This is a genomic window from Streptomyces griseiscabiei (assembly GCF_020010925.1).
GTDB lineage: Bacteria > Actinomycetota > Actinomycetes > Streptomycetales > Streptomycetaceae > Streptomyces > Streptomyces griseiscabiei.
The window spans coordinates 705,851-729,863 of the sequence record NZ_JAGJBZ010000002.1; the positions used below are offsets into that span (position 1 = coordinate 705,851).

A 24,013-nucleotide genomic window follows, 5' to 3' on the forward strand; every position below is an offset into this window, starting at 1 on the left:
CGCGACCGGCCGCAAACCGGCCCGCAGTCTCCCGACGGCCTCCCGAGGCATCCCCTTAGGAGGCCACCCCTACAGGAACCGCCTTCTTGATGGCGGGCGCCAGCCCCACCAGGATCGGCGACGTGTCCTCCGCAGCCCGCTCGGCCGTCACGGACACCTCCACATACACGGAGCGATTGGCCGTGGTGAAGCGGTAAGCGCCTCCGTCCCGCTTCTCCATCAGCCAGTCCACCCCGTCGACCGCCCCGGCCACCGCGTCGGCGTCCCGCCCCTCCGCCACCCCGGGGTCGATCATCTTGGGAGGCTGGGGCACACCACAGCGCAGTATGATCACCGCGTCGCCCCAGCCCGCCGTCAACGACGAGGCGGGCTGAGGGTCCCGGCGGCCAAGACCGTCCACCTTCCGAGGCAACTCCCCGTCCAGCTTTCGGCACAGTTTCGTGGCGGCAGCCCCCGCGCTGGGAACCGCCGCCGAGCCGCCGTCGTCTGCTGAGGAGCAGCCCGCGACGGCGATCAACGACATGACGAGGACGGACAGCCCGGGACGAGCGGGGCGCCGGCGACGGAACGAGTTCACCGGCCAAGGGTAGACGGGGGCTACAGATGCACGACCGGGCAGGTCAGGGTGCGGGTGATCCCGTCCACTTGCTGGACCTTCGCGACCACCAGCCGGCCGAGGTCGTCGACGGTGTCGGCCTGGGCGCGCACGATGACGTCGTACGGACCCGTCACGTCCTCGGCCTGGACGACACCGGGGAGTTTGCTGATCGTCTCGGCGACGGTCGACGCCTTGCCGACCTCCGTCTGGATCAGGATGTACGCCTGTACCACGGAACCTCCAGGGCGGCCACGAGGATCATGTGGATCATGTCGGGAAAAGGAACGCCACGGTATCGCGTCGCCGAGCGCCAGGGGGAGACCCCTGGAGGCCGCGCCGCTCGCACCGGGGTGCGGGGACGACGGAAGTTGACGGTCCACTCGACCGTACCGAGGACGGCAGCGACCCGCGACCGGGCGCCTGTGACACTGGAAGCGGCACAAGAAGGGGCGATACGACGATGAAGGGCACCGTGGGAGAGCTGGGGGAGTTCGGGCTCATCAGGGAGCTGACCTCCCGGCTCACCACCACCCCGGCGGTCCGGGTCGGCCCCGGCGACGACGCCGCCGTGGTGGCGGCGCCGGACCGCCGGGTGGTGGCGAGCACCGACCTGCTCCTGGAGGGACGGCACTTCCGGCGCGACTGGTCCACGGCGTACGACGTCGGGCGCAAGGCCGCCGCGCAGAACCTCGCCGACATCGCCGCCATGGGCGCCGTGCCCACCGCGCTGCTCCTCGGCCTCGTGGCGCCCGTCGAACTCCCGGTGACCTGGGCCACCGAGCTGATGGACGGCCTGCGCGACGAGTGCCAGGTGGCCGGCGCGGCCGTGGTCGGCGGGGACGTCGTCCGCGGGGACACCATCATGATCTCGATCACCGCGCTCGGTGATCTGCGCAACCACGAGCCCGTCACCAGGGCGGGCGCCCAGCCCGGCGACGTGGTGGCCGTCACCGGCTGGCTCGGCTGGTCCGCCGCCGGGCACGCGGTGCTCTCCCGGGGCTTCCGCTCGCCCCGCGCCTTCGTGGAGGCCCACCGGCGCCCCGAGCCGCCGTACCACGCGGGCCCGGCCGCCGCCTCGCTCGGCGCGACCGCCATGTGCGACGTCAGCGACGGGCTGATCGCGGACCTCGGACACATCGCCGAGGCGAGCAAGTGCCGGATCGACATCCGCTCCGGCGCCATCGACATCCCCACCCAGATGCACGACATCGGCCAGGCCGTCGGCGTCGACCCCCTCCAGTGGGTGCTCACCGGCGGCGAGGACCACGCCATAGTGGCGACCTTCCCGCAGGACGTGAAGCTGCCCGCGCGCTGGAAGGTGATCGGGGAGGTCCTCAACCCCTCCGCGCTGCCCCAGGTGACCGTGGACGGGGCGCCCTGGACCAGCAAGGGCGGCTGGGACCACTTCGGGGACATCGAGTCATGAGCCCGGCTCCCGTGCGGGTCCTGACGGTGGCCGGCTCCGACTCCGGTGGCGGCGCCGGCATCCAGGCCGACCTGAAGACGATGCTGGCGCTCGGCGTGCACGGCATGAGCGTCGTCACGGCCGTCACCGCGCAGAACTCCCTCGGTGTGCAGGGCGCTTGGGAGCTTCCGGTGGAGGCGGTACGGGCCCAGTACCGCAGCGTCGTCGACGACATCGGCGTACGGGCGGTGAAGACCGGCATGCTCGCCTCCGCCGAACTCGTCGAGGCCGTCGCCGAGTTGCTGGCCGCCACCGACGCGCCGGTCGTCGTCGACCCGGTCGGCGTCTCCAAGCACGGCGACCCCCTGCTCGCCGCCTCCGCGCTGGACTCCGTACGGCAGCGGCTGCTGCCGGTGGCGACCGTCGCGACGCCGAACCTCGACGAGGTCGCCCAACTCACCGGCGTACGGGTCGAGTCGGAGGCCGGGATGCGGGAGGCGGCCGAGGCCGTGCTGGCGTACGGGCCCCGGTGGGCGCTGATCAAGGGCGGCCATCTCGCGGGGGACGCCGTCGACCTGCTCACCGACGGCTCCGCGGAGCACTGGCTGCGGGCGCCCCGGCACGACAACCGGCACACCCACGGCACGGGGTGCACCCTCGCCTCCGCGATCGCCTCGCATCTCGCCCTGGGCCTGACCGTCCCCGAGGCCGTGGCGGCGGCCAAGAGCTATGTCACCGGGGCGATCGCCGCCGGGTTCGCGCTCGGCGGGGGGATCGGGCCCGTGGACCACGGCTGGGCCCTTACCCGGGGTACTCCGGCAGCCTGATGTTCGTCGCCGACTTCTCGGTGATCCGCTTGAAGAAGGCCGCCAGCGGGCGGGAGGCGAGCAGCCGGTACATACGGTCCCGGCTGCGGATCCGCCGCTCGGTGGGCGGCGCGAAGAACGGCCCGGCGTTGCCCGAGGTCTTCTGGCAGCCCTTGGCGAAGTCCCTGATCCGGGACTCGTACGCGGCGAACGCCGTGCGGTGGTCCCCGCCCGCCAGGGCGAGTTCACCGGCCAGGACGTAGGCGCCGACGACCGCGACACCGGTGCCCATGCCGCCCATCGTGGCGCCGTACCCCGCGTCCCCGAGGAGGGCCACCCGGCCCTCGGTGAGCCGGTCGACGTGGATCTGGGCGATCGCGTCGAAGTACAGGTCGTCGGCCGTCTCCAGGGCCTTGAGGACATGCGGCGCCTCCCAGCCCATGCCCGCGAACCGCTCGGCGAGGATCCGCTTCTGCGCGGCCACGTCCCGGCGGTCGAACGACAGCCGCTCGGACCGGAAGACCAGCAGGGCGTTGGCGCGGTCCGGGTCGCCGCCGTAGTTGCCGACGGCGATCGCGCGGCCCGGCTCGCTGTAGAGGCGGCCGGTGCGGTCCAGGCCCAGGTCGTTGGGGACGGCGAAGCCGGCCACGTAGTGGCCGAGGAACCGCAGGTGACGGGACTCGTCGCCGAAGACCAGCGAACGGGTGCGCGAGTGGAGGCCGTCGGCGCCGATCACCAGGTCGAAGCGGCGGGCCCGGCCCCGGTCGAAGGTGACATCGACGCCGTGGGGTGTGTCGGTGAGCGTGGCGATCGAGTCGCCGAACACGTACTCGACGTGGTCCCGGGTGCGCTCGTACATGATCCGTGCGAGGTCGCCGCGCAGGATCTCCACGTCGCCGCTCATCATCTCCGAGGGCAGATCCACCGTCGGGGAGCCGTCCGCGTCGACGACGATCTGCCGGCCCATGTGCGTCTGCCGGGCATGGATCTCGTCCCAGATGCCCATCGCCGTGAGCACCTCACGGTGGACACGCCCCCGGAAGTCGACGGCGAAGCCGCCCGCGCGCGGCTCCGGGGCCTTCTCGACGACGGTGACCCGGGCGCCGTACCGGGCGAGGTTCAGGGCGAAGGCGGGTCCGGCGACACTGGCACCGGAGATCAGGACGGTGAGGTGGCCGAGGAGGGTGTGTGTCTTGTGGGCGGTCCCGGCTTTCTCGGTGTTCCCGGTGTTCCCGGTGTTCCCGGTGGTGCCGGTTCTCGCCGTCTTCTTCGTGTTCGTCGTGTTCCTTGCGTTCCTCGTCGTGTTGGTCATGCACGGCAGCCTCGTCGGGGTCGCTGACCGTCCGCCTACCGTTCGCTGACCGTCGCCGGCCCGAGGCGTAGGCCCTGTTCGAAGCCCTGCTCGAAGGCCCGGTCGTACGCCTCGGGGGAGAGCCGCGCGCGGACGGCCCGCTCCGTGCGGACGACATCGGGGTCGCCCGCGACACGGGCGCCCCGCAGGGCCTCAGCCGCGCCCAGGAGTTCGGCGGCGCGCTCGGCGGTCGGGGCGACGGAGGCGAGGGCGTCGGCGAGTTCGGCCCGGGCGAGGGCGTCGGTGGAGTCCCGGGCGTGGGTTTCGGCCCGTGCGAACCAGTCGCGGGCCGCGTCGGTGTCCCCTTCGGCGTCGGCGTTCCGGCCGAGCCCGATGAGGATCCGGACGGTCTCGCCGACGCTGAACCAGTTCGCCGCGCACGCCTTCAGGGCGTTCTCGTAGTGCACGCGCGCGTGGGCCGTGTCTCCGGCGAGCCGGGCCAGGTCGCCGAGGCCCCGCCGGGCGCTCGCCACCTTGTCGTGCGCGCCGGCGGCACGGGCGAGCGCGGCGGACCGGGTGTAGTGGGCGGCGGCCTCCTCGGTGTCGCCCCGGTGCAGCAGCACGGTCGCCCGGGTGCGCAGCAGATCGGCGGTCTCCTCCGGCGCCTGCAGTTCCCGTACCTGTGCCAGGCCCTCGTCCAGGAGCTCCAGGGCGCGCTCGTGATCGCCGTGCCAGTCGGCCAGCGAGGCGAGCGGGTCCAGACAGTTGGCCATGCCCCAGCGGTCGCCGGTCGCGCGGAATCCGGTCAACGCGCGCGTGAAGGCCGCCTCCGCCCCGGCCGGACGCCCCGCGAACAGCGCCTGATAGGCGAGGCCCACGTCCAGCAGCGCCCGCCCCCACGGCTCGTCGCTGATGTGCACGGCCCGGATCTCCTCCTCCACGGAGAGCACCGGACCGCCGACGAGGGACCAGATGACGGTGGTGGCCGGCAGCCGCAACGGCCCCCGCAGAGTCCGCAGTACGGCCGCCACGCGCGCGAGGCGCTCGGGTTCGCCCGGGTCGTCACCGCGCCCGGCGACCGTGTTCATCACACACAGCGCGTACTCCTCGGCCAGCCCCGGGGGCGGCTCCTCGCCGACCGCCGCCAACAGCGCGCGGGCCATCGGCAGATGCTCGCCCTGCGGGCCGCGCAGCCGCCAGAACCACGACAGGGCGGCCATCAGCCGCAGCGCGGACCCGGTGTCCGTGCGCACCAGATGGCGCAGGGCCGCGTCGAGATTGCCGTGCTCGGCGGTCAGCCGCTCCAGCCAGGGCAACTGCCCGGCGCTCCGCAGAAAGGGTTCCGCCCGCTCGGCGAGCGCCAGGAAGCAACCGGCGTGCGCGTCCCGCAGCCGCCCTGGATCGTCCTCCTCCGCCAGCCGCTCGGCGGCGTACGCGCGGATGGTCTCCAGCATCCGGTACCGTCCGTCGGCGACCTCCACCAGCGACTTCTCCACCAGCGACGCGAGCACGTCCTCCGCGTACGGCACCCCGCAGACGGCCTCCACCGCCTCCGCCGTCGCACCTCCGGAGAACACCGCCAGCCGCCGCGCCGCCTCCCGCTCTTCGCCGTCCAGCAGCTCCCAGCTCCACTCGACCACGGCCCGCAGCGTCCGGTGCCGGGGGGCCTTGGTGCGGTCGCCCCGGGAGAGGAGACGGAACCGGTCGGGGGCGTGGGCGGTCTCCGGCACGGGCCCATGCGTGCCCAGCCTGGTGTCGAGGCGGTCGGCGAGTTCGTCGACGGTCAGGGTGCGCAGCCGGGCGGCTGCCAGCTCGATGGCGAGGGGGAGACCGTCGAGGGCGGCGCAGATGTCGGCCACGCGCGCGTGCGGCTCGTCGAAGGGACGCTCGGGGCCGGGGCGTACGGCCTGCGCGCGGTCCAGGAACAGCAGACCGGCGGAGTCCGGGGGCAGCGGCGGGACCGGTACGAGGATCTCCCCGGTGATACCGAGGGACTCCCGGCCGGTGGCGAGGACCCGGAGGCCGGGGCAGCCGCCGAGCAGCAGACCGACGAGCCGGGCGGCCTCCTCGACGAGATGCTCGCAGTTGTCGAGCACGAGAAGCAGCTCACGCTCCTCCAGGGCGGCCAGCAACCGTTCCACGGCTTCCGTGACGGGAGTCCCGGGCGCACGCGGTCCTTCCCGCACCCCGAGCGCCGCGAGGACGGCGTACGGGATCTGCGTGCCGTCCGTCAGGGGCGCCAGCTCGGTGACGCAGACGCGCGCGGAGGTGTCCGCGTGGACCCGCGCGGCCTCGAACGCGAGCCGGGTCTTGCCGACCCCGCCCGGACCGGTGAGCGTGATCAGACGGGGCGGTCGGGGAGCGGAGTCGGTCAGGAGGGCGGTGATGCGGGCGAGTTCGGCGCGGCGGCCGAAGAAGCGGGTGAGCTGGGCCGGTACCCGGGGGCGGCGCGGTGCCGGGGCCTCGCCCCGCAGCAGTTCCAGGTGGAGCGCGGCGAGGTCGGGCGACGGGTCGGCGCCGAGTTCGCGGGCGAGGGCGCTCCGGGCCTCCTCGTAGACGCCGAGCGCCTCGGCGGGGCGGCCGCTCGCGTGGAGGGCCCGCATCAGCTGGCCGTACAGCCGCTCGCTCAGCGGGTGCGCGGCGAGCAGCGCGCGTACCTCGGGGACGAGTTCGGGCCCGCCGCCGAGCACCAGATCCGCCTCGATCCGGTCCTGTACGGCGGCCAGTTGTAGTTCGTCGAGGCGCGCGACCTCGGCGTACGCGTCCGGGAGGTCGGGCAGCGCGGGCCCGCGCCACAGGGCGAGCGCCTCGCGCAGCCGGGCCGCCGCCTGCGGATGGTCCCCGGCGGCGAGGGCGGCCCGCCCGTCCCTGGACAGTTGTTCGAAGAGGTGGGCGTCGACCGCCTCGGGCGGGACGGCGATGCGGTAACCGGCGGAGGTGATCTCTATCTCGGTGTGCGGGCGCAGGCGTCCGCGCAGCCGGGAGATCTGGGACTGCAGGGCGTTGGCGGCCCCGGCGGGCGGTTCGGTGCCGTACAGGCCGTCGATGAGACGCCGGGCGGAGACCGTACGGCCCGCTTCGAGGAGCAGCAGGGTCAGCAGGGCGCGGGGACGGGGACCGCCCGGGTCCGGTGAGGTGCCGTCGTCGGCGCGTATGTCGAGGGGACCGAGGATGCCGAACCGCATTCACGGGATTCTGGCAGCAAGGCGCCGGGCGGGCACGGCAAAAAGCCGGCCCACCCTACGGTGGACCGGCTCTGTGCGGCGAACCGGCAGTGGCCGCGCGCTGGCTGAGCGTCAGCGCGAGACCTTGCCGGCCTTGATGCACGAGGTGCAGGCGTTCACGCGCTTCGGCGTCCCACCGACCACGGTACGCACGCGCTGGATGTTCGGGTTCCAGCGACGGGACGTACGGCGGTGCGAGTGCGAGATGTTGTTGCCGAAGCCCGGCCCCTTGCCGCAGACGTCGCAGTTGGCAGCCACGGGTCACTCCAAAGACTTCAGATGCACTTACGGTTGATCCCGGCATGCCGGGATCACGATCCCAGTGACTGGGGTCTGAGTGGCGCTGCCAGGGGGAGAGTCCGATCTGGATCGTCGAAGATCTTCGATCTGAATCGGACAACCGGAGCAGCATACAACGACTGCGTCCGTACAACGAAACTACCATGGCTGGTCCGGGCCTCGTCCCGGCCCTCTTACCGGCGGTCACCACCACGGGTCTACGCTGCGTGCGACGCGCGGCGTCCCCCCGGCCCCGCGTCCAGCAGCCAAGCATCCCCGCAGGCAAGCAGTTCAAGGAGGCGCAGGTGCCGCAGGTGCCGCAGACATTCTTCGATGCTCTCGCGGTGCGCACCTGGTGCGGTCTCGCGCTGGCGGCGCTGGGACGCGCGCGCGAGGAGATCGACGCCATCAACGTGTACCCGGTGGCCGACGGCGACACCGGCACCAACCTGTACCTGACGATGGAGTCGGCCGCGGCTGCCGTCGAGGCGGTGTTCGCGGGCCACGAGGCCGGCGGACCGCCGGCGGGAGGGGCGTCGGCCGGTGAGGGCAGGCCCACGCTCGCCGAGGCCGCGCGGGCGATGGCGCACGGCGCGCTGATCGGCGCCCGGGGGAACTCCGGGACGATCCTCGCCCAGCTCCTGAGGGGCATGGCCCAGGTCCTCTCCGACGACGGTGACGCGGCCCACACCGACGGCCGGGGCCTGCGGCTCGCCCTCCGCCGCGCCGCCGACTCCGCCCGTGACGCCGTCGCCCACCCCGTCGAGGGCACCGTCCTCACGGTCGCCACCGCGGCGGCCGACGCCGCCACCGGCACCGAGGGCGACTGCGGCACGGTCGCCCGCGCGGCCTACGAGGGCGCCGGTACGGCCCTGGCGGCGACCCCCGCCCAACTGGCGGCCCTGGCCCGCGCCGGCGTCGTGGACGCGGGCGGACGGGGCCTGGTGGCGGTGCTGGCGGCACTGGTGGAGACGTTCACGGGGGAGGCGCCGAGGGCCTTGGCCGTCCCGGCCGCGCACACGCGCGTGGCCGTCGCCGAAGCCGCGGCGGAGGTGTGCGACGGGGACGACCGGCCCGAGACGGGCGGACCGGCCTTCGAGGTGATCTACCTCCTGGAGGCCTCGGACGCGGCCGTGGCCCGGCTGCGGCGACGCCTGGACGAGCTGGGCGACTCGCTCGTGGTGGTCGGCGGGGACGGGCTGTGGAACGTCCATGTGCACGTCGACGACGCCGGGGCCGCCGTCGAGGCGGGCGTCGAGGCCGGGCGGCCGTACCGGATCCGGATCACGCACTTCGGGGCCGAGGACGCCCATATGACCGGTGAGGCCGGGCGGCAGCCGCGTGAGCGTGCCCAGCGGGCCGTCGTGGCCGTCGTCCCGGGGGAGGGGCTGGCCGGGCTGTACGCCGAGGCCGGCGCGACCACGGTGCTGGCCCGGCCCGGGGAGCCGCCCGCCAGCGGGGAGCTGGTGGAGGCCGTACGGCGGGCGCACGCGCGCGAGGTGGTGCTGCTGCCCAACGACGCGGATCTCCGGCACACGGCAGCCGCCGCCGCAGAGCAGGCGCGGGCCGAGGGCGTCCGGGTCGCCCTCATCCCCACCCGCTCGGCCGTCCAGGGCATCGCCGCGCTCGCCGTCCACGAGCCCGACCGGCGCTTCGACGAGGACGTCGTCTCGATGACCTCCGCGGCCGGTGCCACCCGCTACGCCGAGGTCGTCGTCGCCGAGCGGCAGTCCTGGACCATGGCCGGCATCTGCCAGGCCGGTGACGTCCTCGGCCTCATCGACGGCGATGTCGCCGTCATCGGCTCCGATGTCACCGTGACCGCGGCGGCGGTGGTGGACCGGATGCTCGCGGCGGGCGGGGAGATGGTCACCCTCGTCCTCGGCGACGAGGCCCCCGTCGGGGTCGTCGACCATGTGGAGACACGGGTGCGCGAGGGGCATCTGGCGGTGGACACGGTGGTGTACCGGGGCGGGCGGCAGGGGGCGTTGCTGCTGATCGGCGTGGAGTAGCCCGAGGGGTGCGTGGTCGGGTGCGGGTCCGATGGGGCTTCTCGCGCAGTTCCCCGCGCCCCTGAGAAGCAGGGGCTGCGCCCCGTGCTTTTCCCCTCGAAAGGGCCGCAGGCGTCTTTCAGGGGCGCGGGGAACTGCGCGAGAAGCCCCACCGAACCGCCACATACTCACCCACCCACCCCCGCGCGGAGCGCGGAAGGGGGGTCGAAGGGGCGCAGCCCCTGGGGGACGGGACGGGTAGGGGCGGCGGGGGCGAGGAAAGCCATGCGGCACCCCCCGCTCAGCCCGAACCCCGCGCCTCCGCCACCTCCGACAACCGCCCTGCTTCCTCCCGCAGGGCGACCGCCGACTCGTCGTCGCGATCGGCCACCGAGGCGAGCACCCCCCGAGCCCGCTCCCCGGCGGCAGCCGTCCGCCGAAGGTCCACCTCCAGCCACCCCGCGGCCAGTTCGGCGGAGCCACGCGCGTCCAGGAAGTCCGCCCCCAGCGACGCGTACACCGACACCGCCCGCTCGACCAACCCCAGCGCCTCCTCGAAGACCGGCCGGAACACGGCGAGTTCCGCGTCCTCGGCGACGGACCGGGCGAGCAGGTCCCCGAACTGGCGGCAGGTCTCGGCGAGTTCCGCGAGGATCCGGCGCCGGTTCTCCTCACCGGACACGTCGGACAGGGCCGCCTCGCAACCCAGCACCGCGTCACCCATCAGCTCCCGGGCGTCGTCCGGGGACGCGGCCCCGGCACCCTCACGGCTCTCACGCGCCACGTACCAGGCCCGCGCCCGCAGCGCCCGCACATACCCGTGGACGTTCCCCAGCTCACCCCAGAGATCGACGGCGCGCTCGTACGCGCGGTCCGCCTCGTCCGGCAGCCCCGCGCGCGCGAGCGCCTCCGCGGCGAGATGCGCGAGCATCGCGTGATCGCGCTGCTCGGGCCAGTGCCGGGCGATGTCGGCGGCCCGCAGCCACCGTCCGGCGGCCTCCCGGTGCTCACCCAGCTCTGTGTGGCAGTCACCGAGCCACCACAGGGTCTGGGCGACGGCCCCGTCCCCGTGTGTCTCGGCGGTGAGATCCGGCAGCGCCGACTCCAGTACCTCGGCAGCCTCCGCCCACCGCCCCAGCCGCAGCAGGAACCCGCCGAGCAGATGCCGGGCCCAGGCGCCCAGGGTCGGCCCCTCGCCCGCCTCGTCGGCCCAGTGCGCCGCCTCCAGGGCGTGTCCTGCGGCCTCCTCCGCCCGGTCGCCGGCACCGAGCAGCTCGGCCAGCTGCAGACGCAGCTGCGCCCGTCCCACCGGCTCCAGCTCCGCCCCGCCGTGCTCCAGCGCCGCCAGGGCCGCCCGCTCGGCGGTCTCCAGGTCCCCGAGGTGCTGCGCGACCCCGGCGAGCCGGGCCTCGTACTGCACCGCGAACCACGGCAGTCCGGCGGCCACATACCGCCGCGCGGCCTCCGCGAACAGCTCGGCGGCGGCCTCCGCGTCCCCGGCGCGCGCGGCCAGCTCCCCGAGCATCGCCCGCGCCTCCGCGGCCCGCGAGGCCAGCCGGACGTCCTCCGCGCGACGCGGCTCGACGAACTCCGCCAGCTCCCGAACGGCCGCCTCGGCGGGAGCCACCGCGTCGTCGGCCCCGTCGTCGGCCTCGGCCTCGTGCATCCGCTGCACGAGTATCCGGGCCCGCCCCACCAGTACGGCGGCCGTCTGCCGCGCCCCCGTGCCGCCGTCCGCCCAGAGCGCGCGAATCCCCTCGTACGGCTCGGCGATCAGTTCCAGGGCGGCATCCGTGTCCCCTGCCAGGGCATGGACGGTCGCCCCACGCGCGCGTGCCGCCAGCGCCTCGCCGGGGTCGCCGGCCTCCTCGTACAGCTCGGCCGCGCGCGAGAAGAGGGCGCGGCCCTCGGGCCCCAGCCCGATCGCCTCGTGGTCGACGATCTCCGCGCGGTCCCCGGCGTCCAGCTCCGCGCCCTCGGACTCGGCGGCCCGCGCGACGGCCGCCCAGGCCTCCACGGACCCCGGATGCAGCGTCTCGGACAGCCGCCGTGCCTCGGCCAGGAGACCGGGCAGGTCGTCCGGTGCGGGGATCGCCGAGGCCGCCACGCTCTCGACGGCGGCCGGCTGCCGGGGCGCCGGCACCGGAGCGACGGCCCCCGCCGAGCGCACCCCCAGCGGCAGCCGCTCCAGCAGTGGCGCCCGGTCCATCCGCTCCCGGACCTGCGTGCCGACGTACGCCGTGCCGTTGCGCCGGTCGAAGAGCGCGGCCAGGGAAAGTGCCTCCTCGCGCGCGTGGAAGGCCAGTTCGCGGGCGGTCCAGGTGCGGCCGGGCGGACCGGGGACCGTCTGGTCGGCGAACCCGCGGGCCGTGAGGCGGTCCATGAGGAGGGCCACCACACTCAGGAAGTCCAGCTTGCTGCGCGGGTCGCCGGAGCCGGTGAAGTACGCCGGGCGCTCGGCCAGCAGCTCCAGGCCGCGCGCCTCGTTGCCGGTCAGGGCGCAGAACTCCACATGGTCCGCGTAGGCGCCCCGCATGCTCTCCATGGACCGCACCAGCCGGAAACCCCGCAGATGGTGGGCCCGTGCCTCGTCCTCGCGCCCCAGGCGCAGCAGCGGCAGCAGGGAGGAGGCCAGCACGGTGTGCGGCTCGTGGGCGCATGTGTACTCGCCCTCCAGGACCGGCGCCCACAGCTCCAGCGCCGCCGTGTCCTCGTGCCGCCGGGTCCGCCACCAGCCCTGCCCGTGCAGCTCGCACGCGTGGCAGTCGGCCATCGAGTCCCGGTCGGCGGCCAGCCACGCCCCGTACGCCCGCTCGGCCCGCGCCAGGTCGCCGATGTGCGCGGCCACGCTGAACTCGGCGCTCCGCACGGCCCGTTCCGAGTGCCCGGCCAGCCGGTAGCGGTGCTCCATCTCGCCGAGCCACTTCTCGATGGAGGCGAGCGGGACGTGCGGCTGGTTGAGCATGCCGGCCGACATCCACTTGAACACCCAGTGCAGGGAGTGGATCTCGTACTCGTCGAAGTCCTCGGGCCGTTCGTCCCACATGCGCAGCAGCCGCGCGAAGGGGACGAACATCTTGTCCTTCTCGGAGCTGTAGTTGTAGACCTTCAGCTGATGCCCGAGCGCCTCGATCACGGCGAGCGGCACCTTCAGCTTCTCGGCCTCCACGAGCAGCCGCTCCGCGCGCGCGTTGCGCGTCGGGCCCTCCGGCTGCTCGTAGTTCTCCGCCATCGCCCGGCGCAGCTCGTCGAAGTCCATGGCGCCCGTCGCGCCCATGGCATCCATGGCGTCCGTCACGTGCGGCCGTCCCCCTCGGTGTGCGTGGCCCACTCCAGCAGGCCGATGAAGGCGCGGTTCAGCAGCGCCGAGTCTGCGGGCCGCAGCGGCCGTTGCGCCATCAGCAGGGCCTGCCCGTACAGGGACTCCGTGGCCGTGCCGATCAGCTCCCGGTCGGACAGGGAACTGATCCGCCGGATCAGGGGGTTGAGATGGTTGAGCACCAGCCGCGCGCGCGGGGCGCTGCCGCGCAGCGAGCCGAGGATGCCCGCCCACAGGTCGTCGGCCCGCTCCTCGGCCTCCGCGCGGGCCTGCTCGTGCCGCGAGGACCGGTCGTCCAGGTGCAGCGCGGGCACCGACAGCGGATGGAAGGCCCGCAGCACCACGTCGCAGCCCAGCGGATCGAGCTTGGCCCGCGCTGCGGACAGGAAGCCCGTGAGCGCCAGCTCCTCGTCGGGGTCCAGCACGTCCAGATGCGCGGTCACCGTGTCCGCGTCCAGCTCGGCGACGACCGTCCCCGGGCGCACCGACGGCAGCGCCTCGACCAGCTCGCTGTCGTACGTGTAGCCGCCGTTGACCACGCCGACGCCCTGCGCGGACGCGATCGGCGCGACCTGCCGGTACTCCTCGACCGTGCGCGTGAAGTGCACCACCGGGTGCCGCTGCGCGAACTCCTCCAGGGACAGCCGTCCGTCGGTCGTCTCGAAGGGCAGCCACGGCAGCATCGTGCGCAGCATCTCCCGGTCGTGCCGCGCCAGGGACTTCACACCCAGGTAGTGCACCGACAGGAAGGCCGCCAGCCGCTCCGGGTCACCCGCGGCGAGTCCGGTGAGCCAGCCCCGGATCCGCTCGCCGAGCGCCTCCCGTACGGCCGCCAGCGTCTCGTCCTCGTACAGCGACTCCCGGGACGCCGTGGGCCGCAGACTGTCCGTGTCGAGGACACAGCGCACGAAGAACGCCCAGTCCGGCAGCAGCTGTTCGGCCCGCTCGGTGAGCAGCATGCCCTTCAGATGCACCCGGTGGCTCGCCCGCTGGGCCGGGCTGACGGCGGCCGGCAGCACGTACGCCACACCCCTGATCCCGGCCAGCGGCACATCCAGCTCGATCGAGTCCAGCGGGGTGAACCCGAACAGGTCGTGACAGTGCCGGGCCAGGGCCACCCGCCGGGTCGCGGGGGAGGGGTACGCGCGGTCCCAGGGCGCGGGGAGGTCGGTGACCCGCTCGTCGCCCACCCGGACGTCGTACGGCAGCAGCGACCCGAAGTCCCGCGCCAGTGTCCGCACGCGCGCGGGGGAGAGCCATTCGGCCGCCCCGGGCCGCGCCACCAGGTGCACGGTCGTGCCCGGCTCGGGACGGGCCGCGTCGGGCAGCGTCCGCACGGTGTACGAGCCGTCGTCGGTCGCCGTCCACTCCACCGGCGGCGCGTCCGGTGTCCGGGCGCTGCGGCTGACCACCCGGATGCGTTCGGCGACCACGAAGCACGCCAGCAGCCCGATGCCGAACTGCCCGAGGAAGTCCGAGCGGACCTCCTGGAGGGAGCCGTCGTCCCGCTTGGAACTGCGGCCGATCGTGGCGAGCAGATCGTGCACATCGGCCTCGGTGAGCCCGATGCCCGAGTCCTCCACCCGCAGCGCGCCGCCCTCGGCGAACAGCCGCACCCGCGCGGGCGCGTCCGGCCACTCGGCTCTGCGCGCGGTGATCGCGTCCACGGCGTTCTGCAGCAGCTCGCGCAGATAGACCTTCGGACTGGAATAGAGATGGTGCGAGAGAAGATCCACCAGGCCACGCAGATCGACCTGGAAGGTATGAGGCGACTGAGGTGCCTGAGGAGTCTGGGGTGCCTGGGATGACTGTGAGGTCATTGAATCCATCGTCGCAGCGCCGGGGGGAGGGGATTCTGGCGACGGCGGCGGGGTCGGGCGGTCCCGCTGGACGGTGACCGCGGACGAAAGGCGGTACGGGCCCTGAGGTCGCCGGGCCCGGGAGTGCGCCATCCTAGGCGCGAACGACCCGCCTGACCAGCGGATTTCGAGTATGTATACGGCAATGTCAGTGCCGTGGTGTGCAATGGATCTCGTGCCCGCGCTCGAAGAACCTCTCAAGAACACGCTCGGCGCCGCCACCGCGAAGGTGATGGCCGAGCACCTCGGCCTGCACACGGTCGGGGACCTGCTGCACCACTACCCCCGCAGATACGAGGAGCGCGGCCAGCTCACCCACCTCGCCGACCTGCCGATGGACGAGCACGTCACGGTCGTCGCCCAGGTCGCCGACGCCCGTCTGCACAGCTTCGCCTCGGCCAAGGCCCCCCGGGGCAAGGGCCAGCGCCTCGAAGTCACCATCACCGACGGCAGCGGCCGCCTCCAGCTCGTCTTCTTCGGCAACGGCGTGCACAAACCCCACAAGGACCTCCTCCCCGGCACCCGCGCCCTCTTCTCCGGCAAGGTCTCCGTCTTCAACCGCCGCCTCCAACTCGCCCACCCGGCCTACGAACTGCTGCGCGGCGACGACGCCTCGGAGACCGCGGAGACCGTCGACACCTGGGCCGGCGCCCTCATCCCGATCTACCCGGCCACCGCCAAGCTGGAGTCCTGGAAGCTCGCCAAGGCGGTCCAGACGGTCCTGCCGCGCGCCCAGGAGGCGGTGGACCCGCTCCCGGACTCCCTGCGCGAGGGCCGGGGCCTGGCCGCGCTCCCCGAAGCCCTCCTGAAGATCCACCGCCCGCAGACCAAGGCCGACATCGAGTCCGCCCGCGACCGCCTCAAGTGGGACGAGGCCTTCGTCCTCCAGGTCGCCCTGGCCCGCCGCCGCCACGCCGACGCCCAACTGCCCGCCGTCGCCCGCCGCCCCGCCCCCGACGGCCTCCTCACCGCCTTCGACGCCCGCCTCCCCTTCACCCTCACCGACGGCCAGCGCAAGGTCTCCGAGGAGATCTTCGACGACCTCGCCACCGAGCATCCGATGCACCGGCTGCTGCAGGGGGAGGTGGGCTCGGGCAAGGCTCAGCCTCTCGACTCGCTGGTGCTCACGACGGCCGGTTTCCGCAGGATGGGCGATGTGCGTGTGGGGGACGAGGTTGTCGTGCCCGACGGTGAGATCGCGCTGGTCGACGGCGTTTTCCCGCAAGGAGAACGTGATGTCTGGCGGTTGGTGCTGTCCGACGGCAGCTCCGTCGAGTGCGACGACGAGCACCTCTGGATCGTCGGTACGAGCTGTGGGTGGCACCGAGGGCAGGAACCCAAGGTCATGACCACGCGGGAGATCCGTCTCGACACCCTCGAAGCGAACGGATCCTCGAAGTGGTACATCCCGGTCGCAACCCCCGTCGACCTCGGGGGCGATTCGGCGCTGCCGATGGATCCCTATCTGCTCGGCCTTCTCCTGGGCGACGGCTCGTTCCGTCACAATCTGCGTCTGTCCACCATCGACGAGGAGATCGTCGAGGCCGCGGCTGTCGCGGTGGCGCCCGAATGCCGACTGGTGCCGGTGAAGGGTTCAAGCCGCGACCACACGATCCAGCTGACGCGGCGTGCCGGCGGTGTTCGTAATCCCGTGATCCAGACACTGCGTGACCTGAATCTGTGGGGCCTCACGTCACATGCGAAGTTCGTCCCGGACGGCTTCAAGGTCACGTCGGTCAAGAACCGTCTGGCCTTGCTGCAAGGCATTCTGGACACACATGGCACCGTCCGGGCCGACGGTATGAGCATCTCGCTCTGTTCGGTCTCGCGCAGGCTGGCGGACGACGTCGCCTGGCTCGTGCGGTCGCTGGGTGGCCGTGCGCGGGTTCTGCCGAAGCAAGCCGCCTTCAGCGTCTCGGTTTCCCTGCCTGAGGAGCACGCGCCGTTCCGGCTGACCCGCAAGGCCGCCCGAGTACGGGTTCGACCGGAACACAACACGTTTCGACGAGGAATCCGGGCCGTTGAGCATGTGGGGCGCAAGCCGGTCCAGTGCATCAGCGTCGCTCATCCGAGCCATGCCTATGTCACCGACAACTTCACGGTCACCCACAACACCATGGTGGCCCTGCGCGCCATGCTCGCCGTCGTCGACGCGGGAGGCCAGGCGGCCATGCTCGCGCCCACCGAGGTGCTCGCCCAGCAGCACCACCGCTCGGTGACCGAGATGATGGGCGAGCTGGCCGAGGGCGGCATGCTGGGCGGCTCCGAGCACGCCACCAAGGTGGTGCTGCTCACCGGGTCGATGGGCGCCGCGGGCCGCCGGCAGGCCCTGCTGGACCTGGTCACCGGCGAGGCGGGCATCGTCATCGGCACCCACGCGCTGATCGAGGACAAGGTCCAGTTCCACGACCTGGGCCTGGTCGTCGTGGACGAACAGCACCGCTTCGGCGTGGAGCAGCGCGACGCCCTGCGCGGCAAGGGCAAACAGCCGCCCCACCTCCTCGTCATGACGGCCACCCCCATCCCGCGCACGGTCGCCATGACCGTCTTCGGCGACCTGGAGACCTCGGTCCTCGACCAGCTCCCGGCCGGCCGCTCGCCCATCGCCAGCCATGTCGTCCCGGCCGCGGACAAGCCGCACTTCCTCGCCCGTGCCTGGCAGCGCGTCCGCGAGGAGGTGGAGAACGGCCACCAGGCGTACGTCGTCTGCCCCCGCATCGGGGACGAGGAGGACGACCCGAAGAAGGCCGGGAAGAAGTCCCCCGAGGACGAGGCCGAGAAGCGCCCGCCGCTCGCCGTCCTCGACGTCGCCGACCAGCTCGCCAAGGGCCCCCTCCAGGGCCTGCGGGTCGAGGTCCTGCACGGCCGGATGCACCCCGACGACAAGGACGCGGTCATGCGCCGCTTCGCCGCCGGCGAGACCCATGTCCTGGTCGCCACCACGGTCATCGAGGTCGGTGTGAACGTCCCGAACGCCACCGCCATGGTGATCATGGACGCCGACCGCTTCGGCGTCTCCCAGCTCCACCAGCTCCGCGGCCGGGTGGGCCGTGGCTCCGCCGCCGGCCTCTGCCTCCTGGTCAGCGAGATGCCGGAGGCGAGCGCGGCCCGCCAGCGCCTGAACGCGGTGGCCGCCACCCTCGACGGCTTCGAACTCTCCCGCATCGACCTCGAACAACGCCGCGAGGGCGACGTCCTCGGCCAGGCCCAGTCCGGCGCCCGCACCAGCCTGCGCATGCTCACCGTCATCGACGACGAGGAGATCATCGCGGAGGCGAGGGAGGAAGCGGCGGCCGTGGTCGCCGCCGACCCCGACCTGGAGCACCTTCCGGCCCTACGGACCGCTCTGGACGCCCTGCTGGACGAGGAGAGGGAACAGTACTTGGACAAGGGCTGAGGCGCAGCCGCGCCCGCACGGGCAACAAGGGCCGAGGGCCCCGCGCCCGTCAGGGGCGCGGGGAACCGCGCGGGCGACCACGACGCCGCCGCGGTCGCCCACGGCCCTCACACACCCCTCACCTCCGACTGCCAGACTGGACCTGTGACCACGCCCTCGAACAAGGACCCAAGATGACCCGCGTGATCGCCGGCGCAGCCGGCGGACGCCGCCTCGCCGTCCCACCGGGCAACGGCACCCGCCCCACCTCCGACCGCGCACGCGAGGGCCTCTTCTCCACCTGGCAGTCCCTCCTCGGCGGCCCCCTGGACGGCGAACGGGTCCTCGACCTCTACGCCGGCTCCGGCGCCGTCGGCCTGGAGGCCCTCTCCCGGGGCGCGGCCCACACCCTGCTCGTGGAGGCCGACGCCCGCGCCGCGAGAACGGTCCGGGACAACGTCAGATCGCTCGGCCTGCCCGGCGCCGAGGTGAGGTCGGGCAAAGCGGAGCAGATCATCCAGGGCCCGGCACCGGCCGAGCCGTACGACCTCGTCTTCCTCGACCCTCCGTACGCCGTCACGGACGACGATCTTCGGGAGATCCTGCTCACACTCCGCACCGGGGGCTGGCTCGGCGAGGAAGCTCTCGTCACCGTGGAGCGCAGCACCAGAGGCGGTGAATTCGCCTGGCCGACCGGTTTCGAAGCCATCAGGGCCCGTCGCTACGGCGAGGGAACGTTTTGGTACGGTCGCGCCGCCTCTACGTGCGAAGACGCACGATGACCGGACCGGAGAGCGAGGGATCCCAAGTGCGCCGCGCCGTCTGTCCCGGGTCGTTCGACCCCATCACCAACGGACATCTCGACATCATTGGCCGCGCCTCCAAGTTGTACGACGAGGTCTATGTCGCGGTGATGATCAACAAGTCCAAGAAGGGCCTCTTCGAGGTCGACGAGCGGATGGAGCTGATCCGCCAGGTCACCGCCGAGTACGCGAACGTACGTGTGGAGGCCTTCCACGGACTGCTCGTCGACTTCTGCAAGCAGCGCGACATCCCGGCCATCGTCAAGGGCCTGCGCGCGGTCAGCGACTTCGACTACGAACTCCAGATGGCCCAGATGAACATCGGCCTGTCGGGCGTGGAGACCCTCTTCGTCCCCACCAACCCCACCTACAGCTTCCTGTCGTCGTCCCTCGTCAAGGAGGTCGCGACCTGGGGCGGCGACGTCTCCCACCTGGTGCCCCCGCTCGTCCTCGAAGCACTGAACGAGCGCCTGAAGCGGGACTGACACGGGACCGGCGCGGAACCGACGAGGGACTGGGCGGACGAACGTCCCCCGCTGGCCGTACAGTCGACCCGACCGTCTCCAACCCAGCTGTAGAGAGTGGCGAGCACACGGTGGACCACACGGTGGACGTGCAGAAGAAGCTCGACGAGATCGTCTCGGTGGTCTCCGGTGCCCGGGCCATGCCCATGTCGGCCTCGTGCGTGGTCAACCGCGCCGATCTGCTCTCGCTGCTCGACGAGTTGCGCGCCGCCCTGCCCGACTCCCTCGCCCAGGCCCGGGAACTGATCGGGGACCGCGACCACATGGTCGAGCGGGCCCGTCAGGAGGCCGAGCGGATCATCGAGACCGCGCACGCCGAGCGGGGCTCCCTGATCTCCGACACCGAGGTCGCCCGCCGCTCCCAGAACGAGGCCGACCGCATCCTGGGCGAGGCCCGCCAGGAGGCCGAGGACGTCCGCGCCGAGGCCGACGACTACGTCGACTCCAAGCTCGCCAACTTCGAGGTCGTCCTCACCAAGACCCTCGGCTCGGTCGGCCGGGGCCGCGAGAAGCTCCTCGGTACGGGCCCCGGGCTCGACGAGCGGGGCTACGAGGACGAGGACGCCCCCGAGCGCAGCCACGACCCCGAGACCCTGCGCCGCGACGCCGACGCCTATGTGGACTCCAAGCTCGGCGCCTTCGAGGCGGTCCTCGCCAAGACCCTGGAGGCCGTCGGCCGGGGCCGCCAGAAGCTGCACGGCCGGATCGCCACCGACGACCTCGGCGCCCTCGCCCTGAACGACGACGGCACCTCCCCGCGGCCCACCAGCGACGCCGACTACCTGGCCGAGCTGGCCGCCCTCTCGGACACCCCCGCCCAGCAGTCCCCGTCGCTGCCGGAGCAGCCGTCGTACGGACAGCAGCAGGACTCCTACGCGGCGACGGCGTACCAGCAGCAGGACCCCTACGGCGGCTATCAGCAGCAGTACGCCCAGCCCCAGCAGGCCGCCGACCCCTACGGCTACCAGCAGGCCGACCCGTACGCGGCGGGCTACCCGCAGCAGCCGGCGTACGACCCGAACCAGGGCCATCTGGACCAGACGCACCAGGAACAGCAGGGGCACCAGGGCTACGCGCAGCCGCAGGCGAACACGCTCGACGAGACCAGCCTCTTCGACACGACCATGATCACGGCGGAGCAGTTGCGCCGCTACGAGCAGGGTCGCTGACCGCGGATTGGGCCGAGAGCGAAAGGTCCAGTATCCTGGCTCTTCGGTCGCGTGTACATCCGCGATCAACGCTGCCCGGGAATCATCGAAGGGCGGCGTTCTCGAGTTTCAAGATCGAAAGCAGGAATGGCCCTGAACGCCCGCCTCGACCACCGCAACCCTCTCGTGTTCGACACACACGAGCTGGGGCGGCGTCCTGGCGCGCTGCAGCGCCTGACCCGCGAGATCGAAGCCCCCAAGGATCTCGGGATCCAGGGAGTGATCGGGGTGCCGGAAGGCGCCCCGATGGAGCTCGGACTCCGTCTGGAGTCGGTCATGGAAGGTGTGCTTGTCACAGGCACCGCCCGTGCACGGGCCAAGGGGGAGTGCGTAAGGTGTCTGGAGCCGCTGGAGCTGGAGCTCCGAGCGGACTTCCAGGAGATGTTCTCGTACCCTGACGCCGACGACCGGGGCCGCCCCAAGGCGGAGCCGGCCGACGACGCCGAGGAAGACGAGGACATGCTCTTCATCGAGGACGGCTTGTTCGACCTCGAACCCGTGCTGCGCGATGCGGTGGTGCTCGCACTGCCGATGCAGCCGGTGTGCCAGGACGACTGCCCCGGCCTGTGCTCCGAGTGCGGAGCGCGGCTGGCGGACGACCCGGACCACCACCACGACGCCGTCGACATCCGTTGGGCGGCACTGCAGGGACTCGCCGGTTCACTCGAAGACGGCGAGAAGGACGAGATGAGCGGCGCCGAATCCGGTGTCGACGAGAAGCAGGAGAAGTAGCCGTGGCTGTTCCGAAGCGGAAGATGTCGCGCAGCAACACGCGCCACCGCCGGTCGCAGTGGAAGGCTGCGGTCCCCACCCTGGTTGCGTGCGAGCGCTGCCACGAGCCCAAGCTGCAGCACATCGCGTGCCCGTCTTGCGGCACCTACAACAAGCGCCAGGTCCTCGAGGTCTGAGCGGCTGGTGAGAGGCTCTATGTCTGACGCCAAGGCGGAGACCCACGCCAAGAAAAAGGCGGAGAACACAGCCTCGTCCCACACGCTTCTGGAAGGGCGGCTCGGCTATCAGCTCGAGTCCGCCCTTCTGGTGCGTGCGCTGACCCACCGTTCGTACGCGTACGAGAACGGCGGTCTGCCGACCAACGAGCGCCTGGAGTTCCTCGGGGACTCCGTGCTCGGCCTCGTGGTCACGGACACGCTGTACCGCACCCACCCCGACCTGCCCGAAGGCCAACTGGCCAAGCTGCGGGCCGCGGTGGTCAACTCTCGTGCGCTGGCGGAGGTGGGCCGCGGGCTCGACCTCGGCTCCTTCATCCGGCTCGGCCGCGGTGAAGAGGGCACAGGTGGCCGGGACAAGGCTTCCATCCTCGCCGACACCCTCGAAGCGGTGATCGGTGCGGTCTATCTCGACCAGGGACTGGACTCGGCGGCGGAGCTGGTGCACCGGCTGTTCGACCCGCTGATCGAGAAGTCCTCGAACCTCGGAGCCGGCCTGGACTGGAAGACCAGTCTCCAGGAGCTCACCGCGACCGAGGGGCTCGGCGTGCCCGAGTACCTGGTCACGGAGACCGGCCCCGACCACGAGAAGACCTTCACCGCTGCCGCCCGCGTCGGAGGCGTCTCGTACGGCACCGGCACCGGCCGCAGCAAGAAGGAAGCGGAGCAGCAGGCGGCCGAGTCCGCCTGGCGTGCGATCCGCTCCGCGGCGGACGAGCGGGCGAAGGCGGCGGCCGAGGCCGCGGCTGCCGCCGACGACGCCACGGACACACCTTCGGACACCGCCCCGGCCTGACACCGAGGCAGCCGCCCCCGGGCCCCCGCGAGGGGATGCGGGGGCGGTTTCCGTGTGTTGCCGGGTGCGGGTGCGGGTGCGTGGGGCTTCTCGCGCAGTTCCCCGCGCCCCTGAAAAGCAGGGGCTGCGCCCCGTGCTTTTCGTCCCGAAAGGGCCGTAGGCCTCTTTCAGGGGCGCGGGGAACTGCGCGACCAGCCCCCACCGAACCCGCACCCACCCACGACCCGCACACCCCCCACCCCCCGCTCAACCTCCGGAGGACCCCGTGCCAGAACTGCCCGAGGTCGAGGTCGTCCGCCGTGGCCTGGCGCGCTGGGTGGCGCACCGCACCGTCGCCGACGTGGCGGTGCTGCACCCCCGGGCGATCCGCCGGCACCTGGCCGGCCCGGAGGACTTCGCGCACCGGCTCAAGGGCCGCCGTATCGGCGAGCCCAGCCGACGCGGCAAATACCTGTGGCTGCCCGTGGAGGACACCGGCATCGCCGTCCTCGCCCACCTGGGCATGAGCGGCCAGCTGCTCGTGCAGCCGCACGACGCGGTGGACGAGAAGCACCTCAGGATCCGCGTGCGCTTCGCGGACGACCTGCGCACCGAACTCCGCTTCGTCGACCAACGCACCTTCGGTGGACTGTCGTTGCACGACACCACCCCCGACGGTCTGCCGGATGTCATCGCGCACATCGCCCGCGACCCCCTCGACCCGCTGTTCGACGCCGAGGCCTTCCACCAGGCGCTGCGCCGGAAGCGTACGACCGTCAAACGGGCCCTGCTGGACCAGTCGTTGATCAGCGGGGTCGGCAACATCTACGCCGACGAGGCGCTGTGGCGCGCCCGTATCCACTACGAGCGCCCCACCGCCGGTTTCACGCGCCCGCGCACCACCGAACTCCTGGGCCACGTACGGGACGTGATGAACGCGGCCCTCGCGGTGGGCGGCACGAGCTTCGACAGCCTCTACGTCAACGTGAACGGGGAGTCGGGGTACTTCGACCGGTCGCTGGACGCGTACGGCCGCGAGGGGCTGCCCTGCCGCCGCTGTGCCACGCCGATGCGGCGGCGGCCGTGGATGAACCGGTCCAGCTACTTCTGCCCGACCTGTCAGCGGGCGCCGCGCGTCTCGTCGTAACGCGCGCGGGCCCGGAGCACGTCCTCCATGCGGTCCTCCACACAGGTGATGAGGGACAGCAGGCGCTCGGCGACCTCGCGGCCGAGCGGGGTGAGCGTGTAGTCGACGCGGGGCGGGTTGGTGGGCTGGGCCTCGCGGTGGACCAGGCCGTCGCGCTCCAGGGCGTGCAGGGTCTGGGAGAGCATCTTCTCGCTGACGCCGTCCACGCGGCGCCGCAGTTCGTTGAAGCGGAGCGACCCCTCGTGCAGCGCGCCCAGAGTGAGTCCACCCCAGCGGCCCGTGATGTGTTCCAGGGTGCCCCGCGACGGACAGTTCCTGGCGAAGACGTCGAAGGCCAGATCGTCCAGGTTCACCCCGGCCGCCTCCGCGGCGGCCGGCACCGGCGTCACGGCGGTCTGCGCGGCTGATTCCATACCCCGAGGATACTCCCGCACAGCGCTAACCAGAAGACGGCACTAACC

The 24,013-nt window shown here is 72.6% G+C and carries 19 protein-coding genes; 11 read left to right on the forward strand and 8 right to left on the reverse strand.

Annotation, left to right across the window (positions count from 1 at the left end; genetic code table 11):
* Window positions 1-55: 55 nt before the first annotated feature.
* On the reverse strand, window positions 56-577 hold the full coding sequence (locus J8M51_RS20680; protein WP_216589376.1) for a DUF3515 family protein: 522 nt from the start codon (window positions 575-577) through the stop codon (window positions 56-58).
* 20 nt (window positions 578-597) lie between these two features.
* Window positions 598-831, reverse strand: coding sequence for an Lrp/AsnC family transcriptional regulator (locus J8M51_RS20685; protein WP_086761925.1), 234 nt, complete (start codon window positions 829-831; stop codon window positions 598-600).
* A 227-nt stretch (window positions 832-1,058) separates the two neighbouring features.
* Here J8M51_RS20685 and J8M51_RS20690 point away from each other — a divergent pair, with 227 nt between their 5' ends.
* Window positions 1,059-2,024, forward strand: coding sequence for a thiamine-phosphate kinase (locus tag J8M51_RS20690; RefSeq protein ID WP_086761927.1), 966 nt, complete (start codon window positions 1,059-1,061; stop codon window positions 2,022-2,024).
* Entirely contained in the window at window positions 2,021-2,830 is an 810-nt protein-coding gene (gene thiD / locus J8M51_RS20695) for a bifunctional hydroxymethylpyrimidine kinase/phosphomethylpyrimidine kinase (protein WP_086761929.1), read from the forward strand. The genes J8M51_RS20690 and thiD overlap by 4 nt, the downstream gene beginning before the upstream one ends.
* Here thiD and J8M51_RS20700 read toward each other — a convergent pair.
* The 3 genes from J8M51_RS20700 to rpmB all read right to left on the reverse strand — a co-directional run bounded on the left by J8M51_RS20700 (window position 2,805) and on the right by rpmB (window position 7,582).
* Window positions 2,805-4,121, reverse strand: coding sequence for an FAD-dependent monooxygenase (locus tag J8M51_RS20700; protein ID WP_086761931.1), 1,317 nt, complete (start codon window positions 4,119-4,121; stop codon window positions 2,805-2,807). The genes thiD and J8M51_RS20700 overlap by 26 nt on opposite strands.
* Window positions 4,122-4,156: 35 nt before the next feature.
* Window positions 4,157-7,285, reverse strand: a complete 3,129-nt coding sequence (locus tag J8M51_RS20705) for a BTAD domain-containing putative transcriptional regulator (RefSeq protein ID WP_086761933.1) — start codon at window positions 7,283-7,285, stop codon at window positions 4,157-4,159.
* Window positions 7,286-7,396: 111 nt separating this feature from the next.
* A complete protein-coding gene (rpmB, locus tag J8M51_RS20710) occupies window positions 7,397-7,582 on the reverse strand; it encodes a 50S ribosomal protein L28 (protein ID WP_003993230.1) in 186 nt (61 codons plus the stop codon).
* Between the two features lie 326 nt (window positions 7,583-7,908).
* On the opposite strand from rpmB, the gene J8M51_RS20715 reads away from it, so the two are divergent.
* Entirely contained in the window at window positions 7,909-9,615 is a 1,707-nt protein-coding gene (locus J8M51_RS20715; RefSeq protein ID WP_086761935.1) for a DAK2 domain-containing protein, read from the forward strand.
* Window positions 9,616-9,895: 280 nt separating this feature from the next.
* Here J8M51_RS20715 and J8M51_RS20720 read toward each other — a convergent pair whose 3' ends face one another.
* Together J8M51_RS20720 and J8M51_RS20725 are read right to left on the reverse strand one after the other, a co-directional pair.
* On the reverse strand, window positions 9,896-12,853 hold the full coding sequence (locus J8M51_RS20720) for a hypothetical protein (protein WP_086763929.1): 2,958 nt from the start codon (window positions 12,851-12,853) through the stop codon (window positions 9,896-9,898).
* Window positions 12,854-12,888: 35 nt separating this feature from the next.
* On the reverse strand, window positions 12,889-14,742 hold the full coding sequence (locus J8M51_RS20725; protein ID WP_179203513.1) for an HSP90 family protein: 1,854 nt from the start codon (window positions 14,740-14,742) through the stop codon (window positions 12,889-12,891).
* 196 nt (window positions 14,743-14,938) lie between these two features.
* Between J8M51_RS20725 and J8M51_RS20730 the strand changes: the two genes are divergently transcribed.
* The 8 genes from J8M51_RS20730 (at window position 14,939) to mutM (ending at window position 23,552) form a co-directional block, all read left to right on the forward strand.
* Window positions 14,939-18,169 (forward strand): helicase-related protein, encoded by a 3,231-nt coding sequence (locus tag J8M51_RS20730; protein ID WP_216591182.1) that lies wholly within the window; start codon window positions 14,939-14,941, stop codon window positions 18,167-18,169.
* A gap of 173 nt (window positions 18,170-18,342) precedes the next feature.
* Window positions 18,343-18,930 carry a 16S rRNA (guanine(966)-N(2))-methyltransferase RsmD gene (rsmD, locus tag J8M51_RS20735; protein WP_086756043.1) on the forward strand — a complete coding sequence of 196 codons (588 nt, stop codon included), beginning with the start codon at window positions 18,343-18,345 and terminating at the stop codon, window positions 18,928-18,930.
* A gap of 26 nt (window positions 18,931-18,956) precedes the next feature.
* Window positions 18,957-19,436 (forward strand): pantetheine-phosphate adenylyltransferase, encoded by a 480-nt coding sequence (coaD, locus tag J8M51_RS20740; RefSeq protein ID WP_179203116.1) that lies wholly within the window; start codon window positions 18,957-18,959, stop codon window positions 19,434-19,436.
* Window positions 19,437-19,558: 122 nt separating this feature from the next.
* The gene (locus tag J8M51_RS20745; protein ID WP_179203115.1) at window positions 19,559-20,644 is read left to right on the forward strand and encodes a cell division initiation protein; all 1,086 of its coding nucleotides are present in this window, start codon (window positions 19,559-19,561) and stop codon (window positions 20,642-20,644) included.
* 126 nt (window positions 20,645-20,770) lie between these two features.
* On the forward strand, window positions 20,771-21,415 hold the full coding sequence (locus tag J8M51_RS20750) for a YceD family protein (protein WP_086756037.1): 645 nt from the start codon (window positions 20,771-20,773) through the stop codon (window positions 21,413-21,415).
* A gap of 2 nt (window positions 21,416-21,417) precedes the next feature.
* Window positions 21,418-21,591 (forward strand): 50S ribosomal protein L32, encoded by a 174-nt coding sequence (gene rpmF / locus J8M51_RS20755; RefSeq protein ID WP_007493396.1) that lies wholly within the window; start codon window positions 21,418-21,420, stop codon window positions 21,589-21,591.
* A gap of 19 nt (window positions 21,592-21,610) precedes the next feature.
* Window positions 21,611-22,426 (forward strand): ribonuclease III, encoded by an 816-nt coding sequence (rnc, locus tag J8M51_RS20760; RefSeq protein ID WP_086756035.1) that lies wholly within the window; start codon window positions 21,611-21,613, stop codon window positions 22,424-22,426.
* Window positions 22,427-22,691: 265 nt separating this feature from the next.
* On the forward strand, window positions 22,692-23,552 hold the full coding sequence (mutM, locus tag J8M51_RS20765) for a bifunctional DNA-formamidopyrimidine glycosylase/DNA-(apurinic or apyrimidinic site) lyase (protein WP_216587804.1): 861 nt from the start codon (window positions 22,692-22,694) through the stop codon (window positions 23,550-23,552).
* Here the strand turns inward: mutM and J8M51_RS20770 are convergent.
* Window positions 23,525-23,965, reverse strand: coding sequence for a winged helix-turn-helix transcriptional regulator (locus J8M51_RS20770; protein ID WP_236067455.1), 441 nt, complete (start codon window positions 23,963-23,965; stop codon window positions 23,525-23,527). The two genes, mutM and J8M51_RS20770, sit on opposite strands and share 28 nt — an antisense overlap.
* Window positions 23,966-24,013 lie beyond the last annotated feature (48 nt).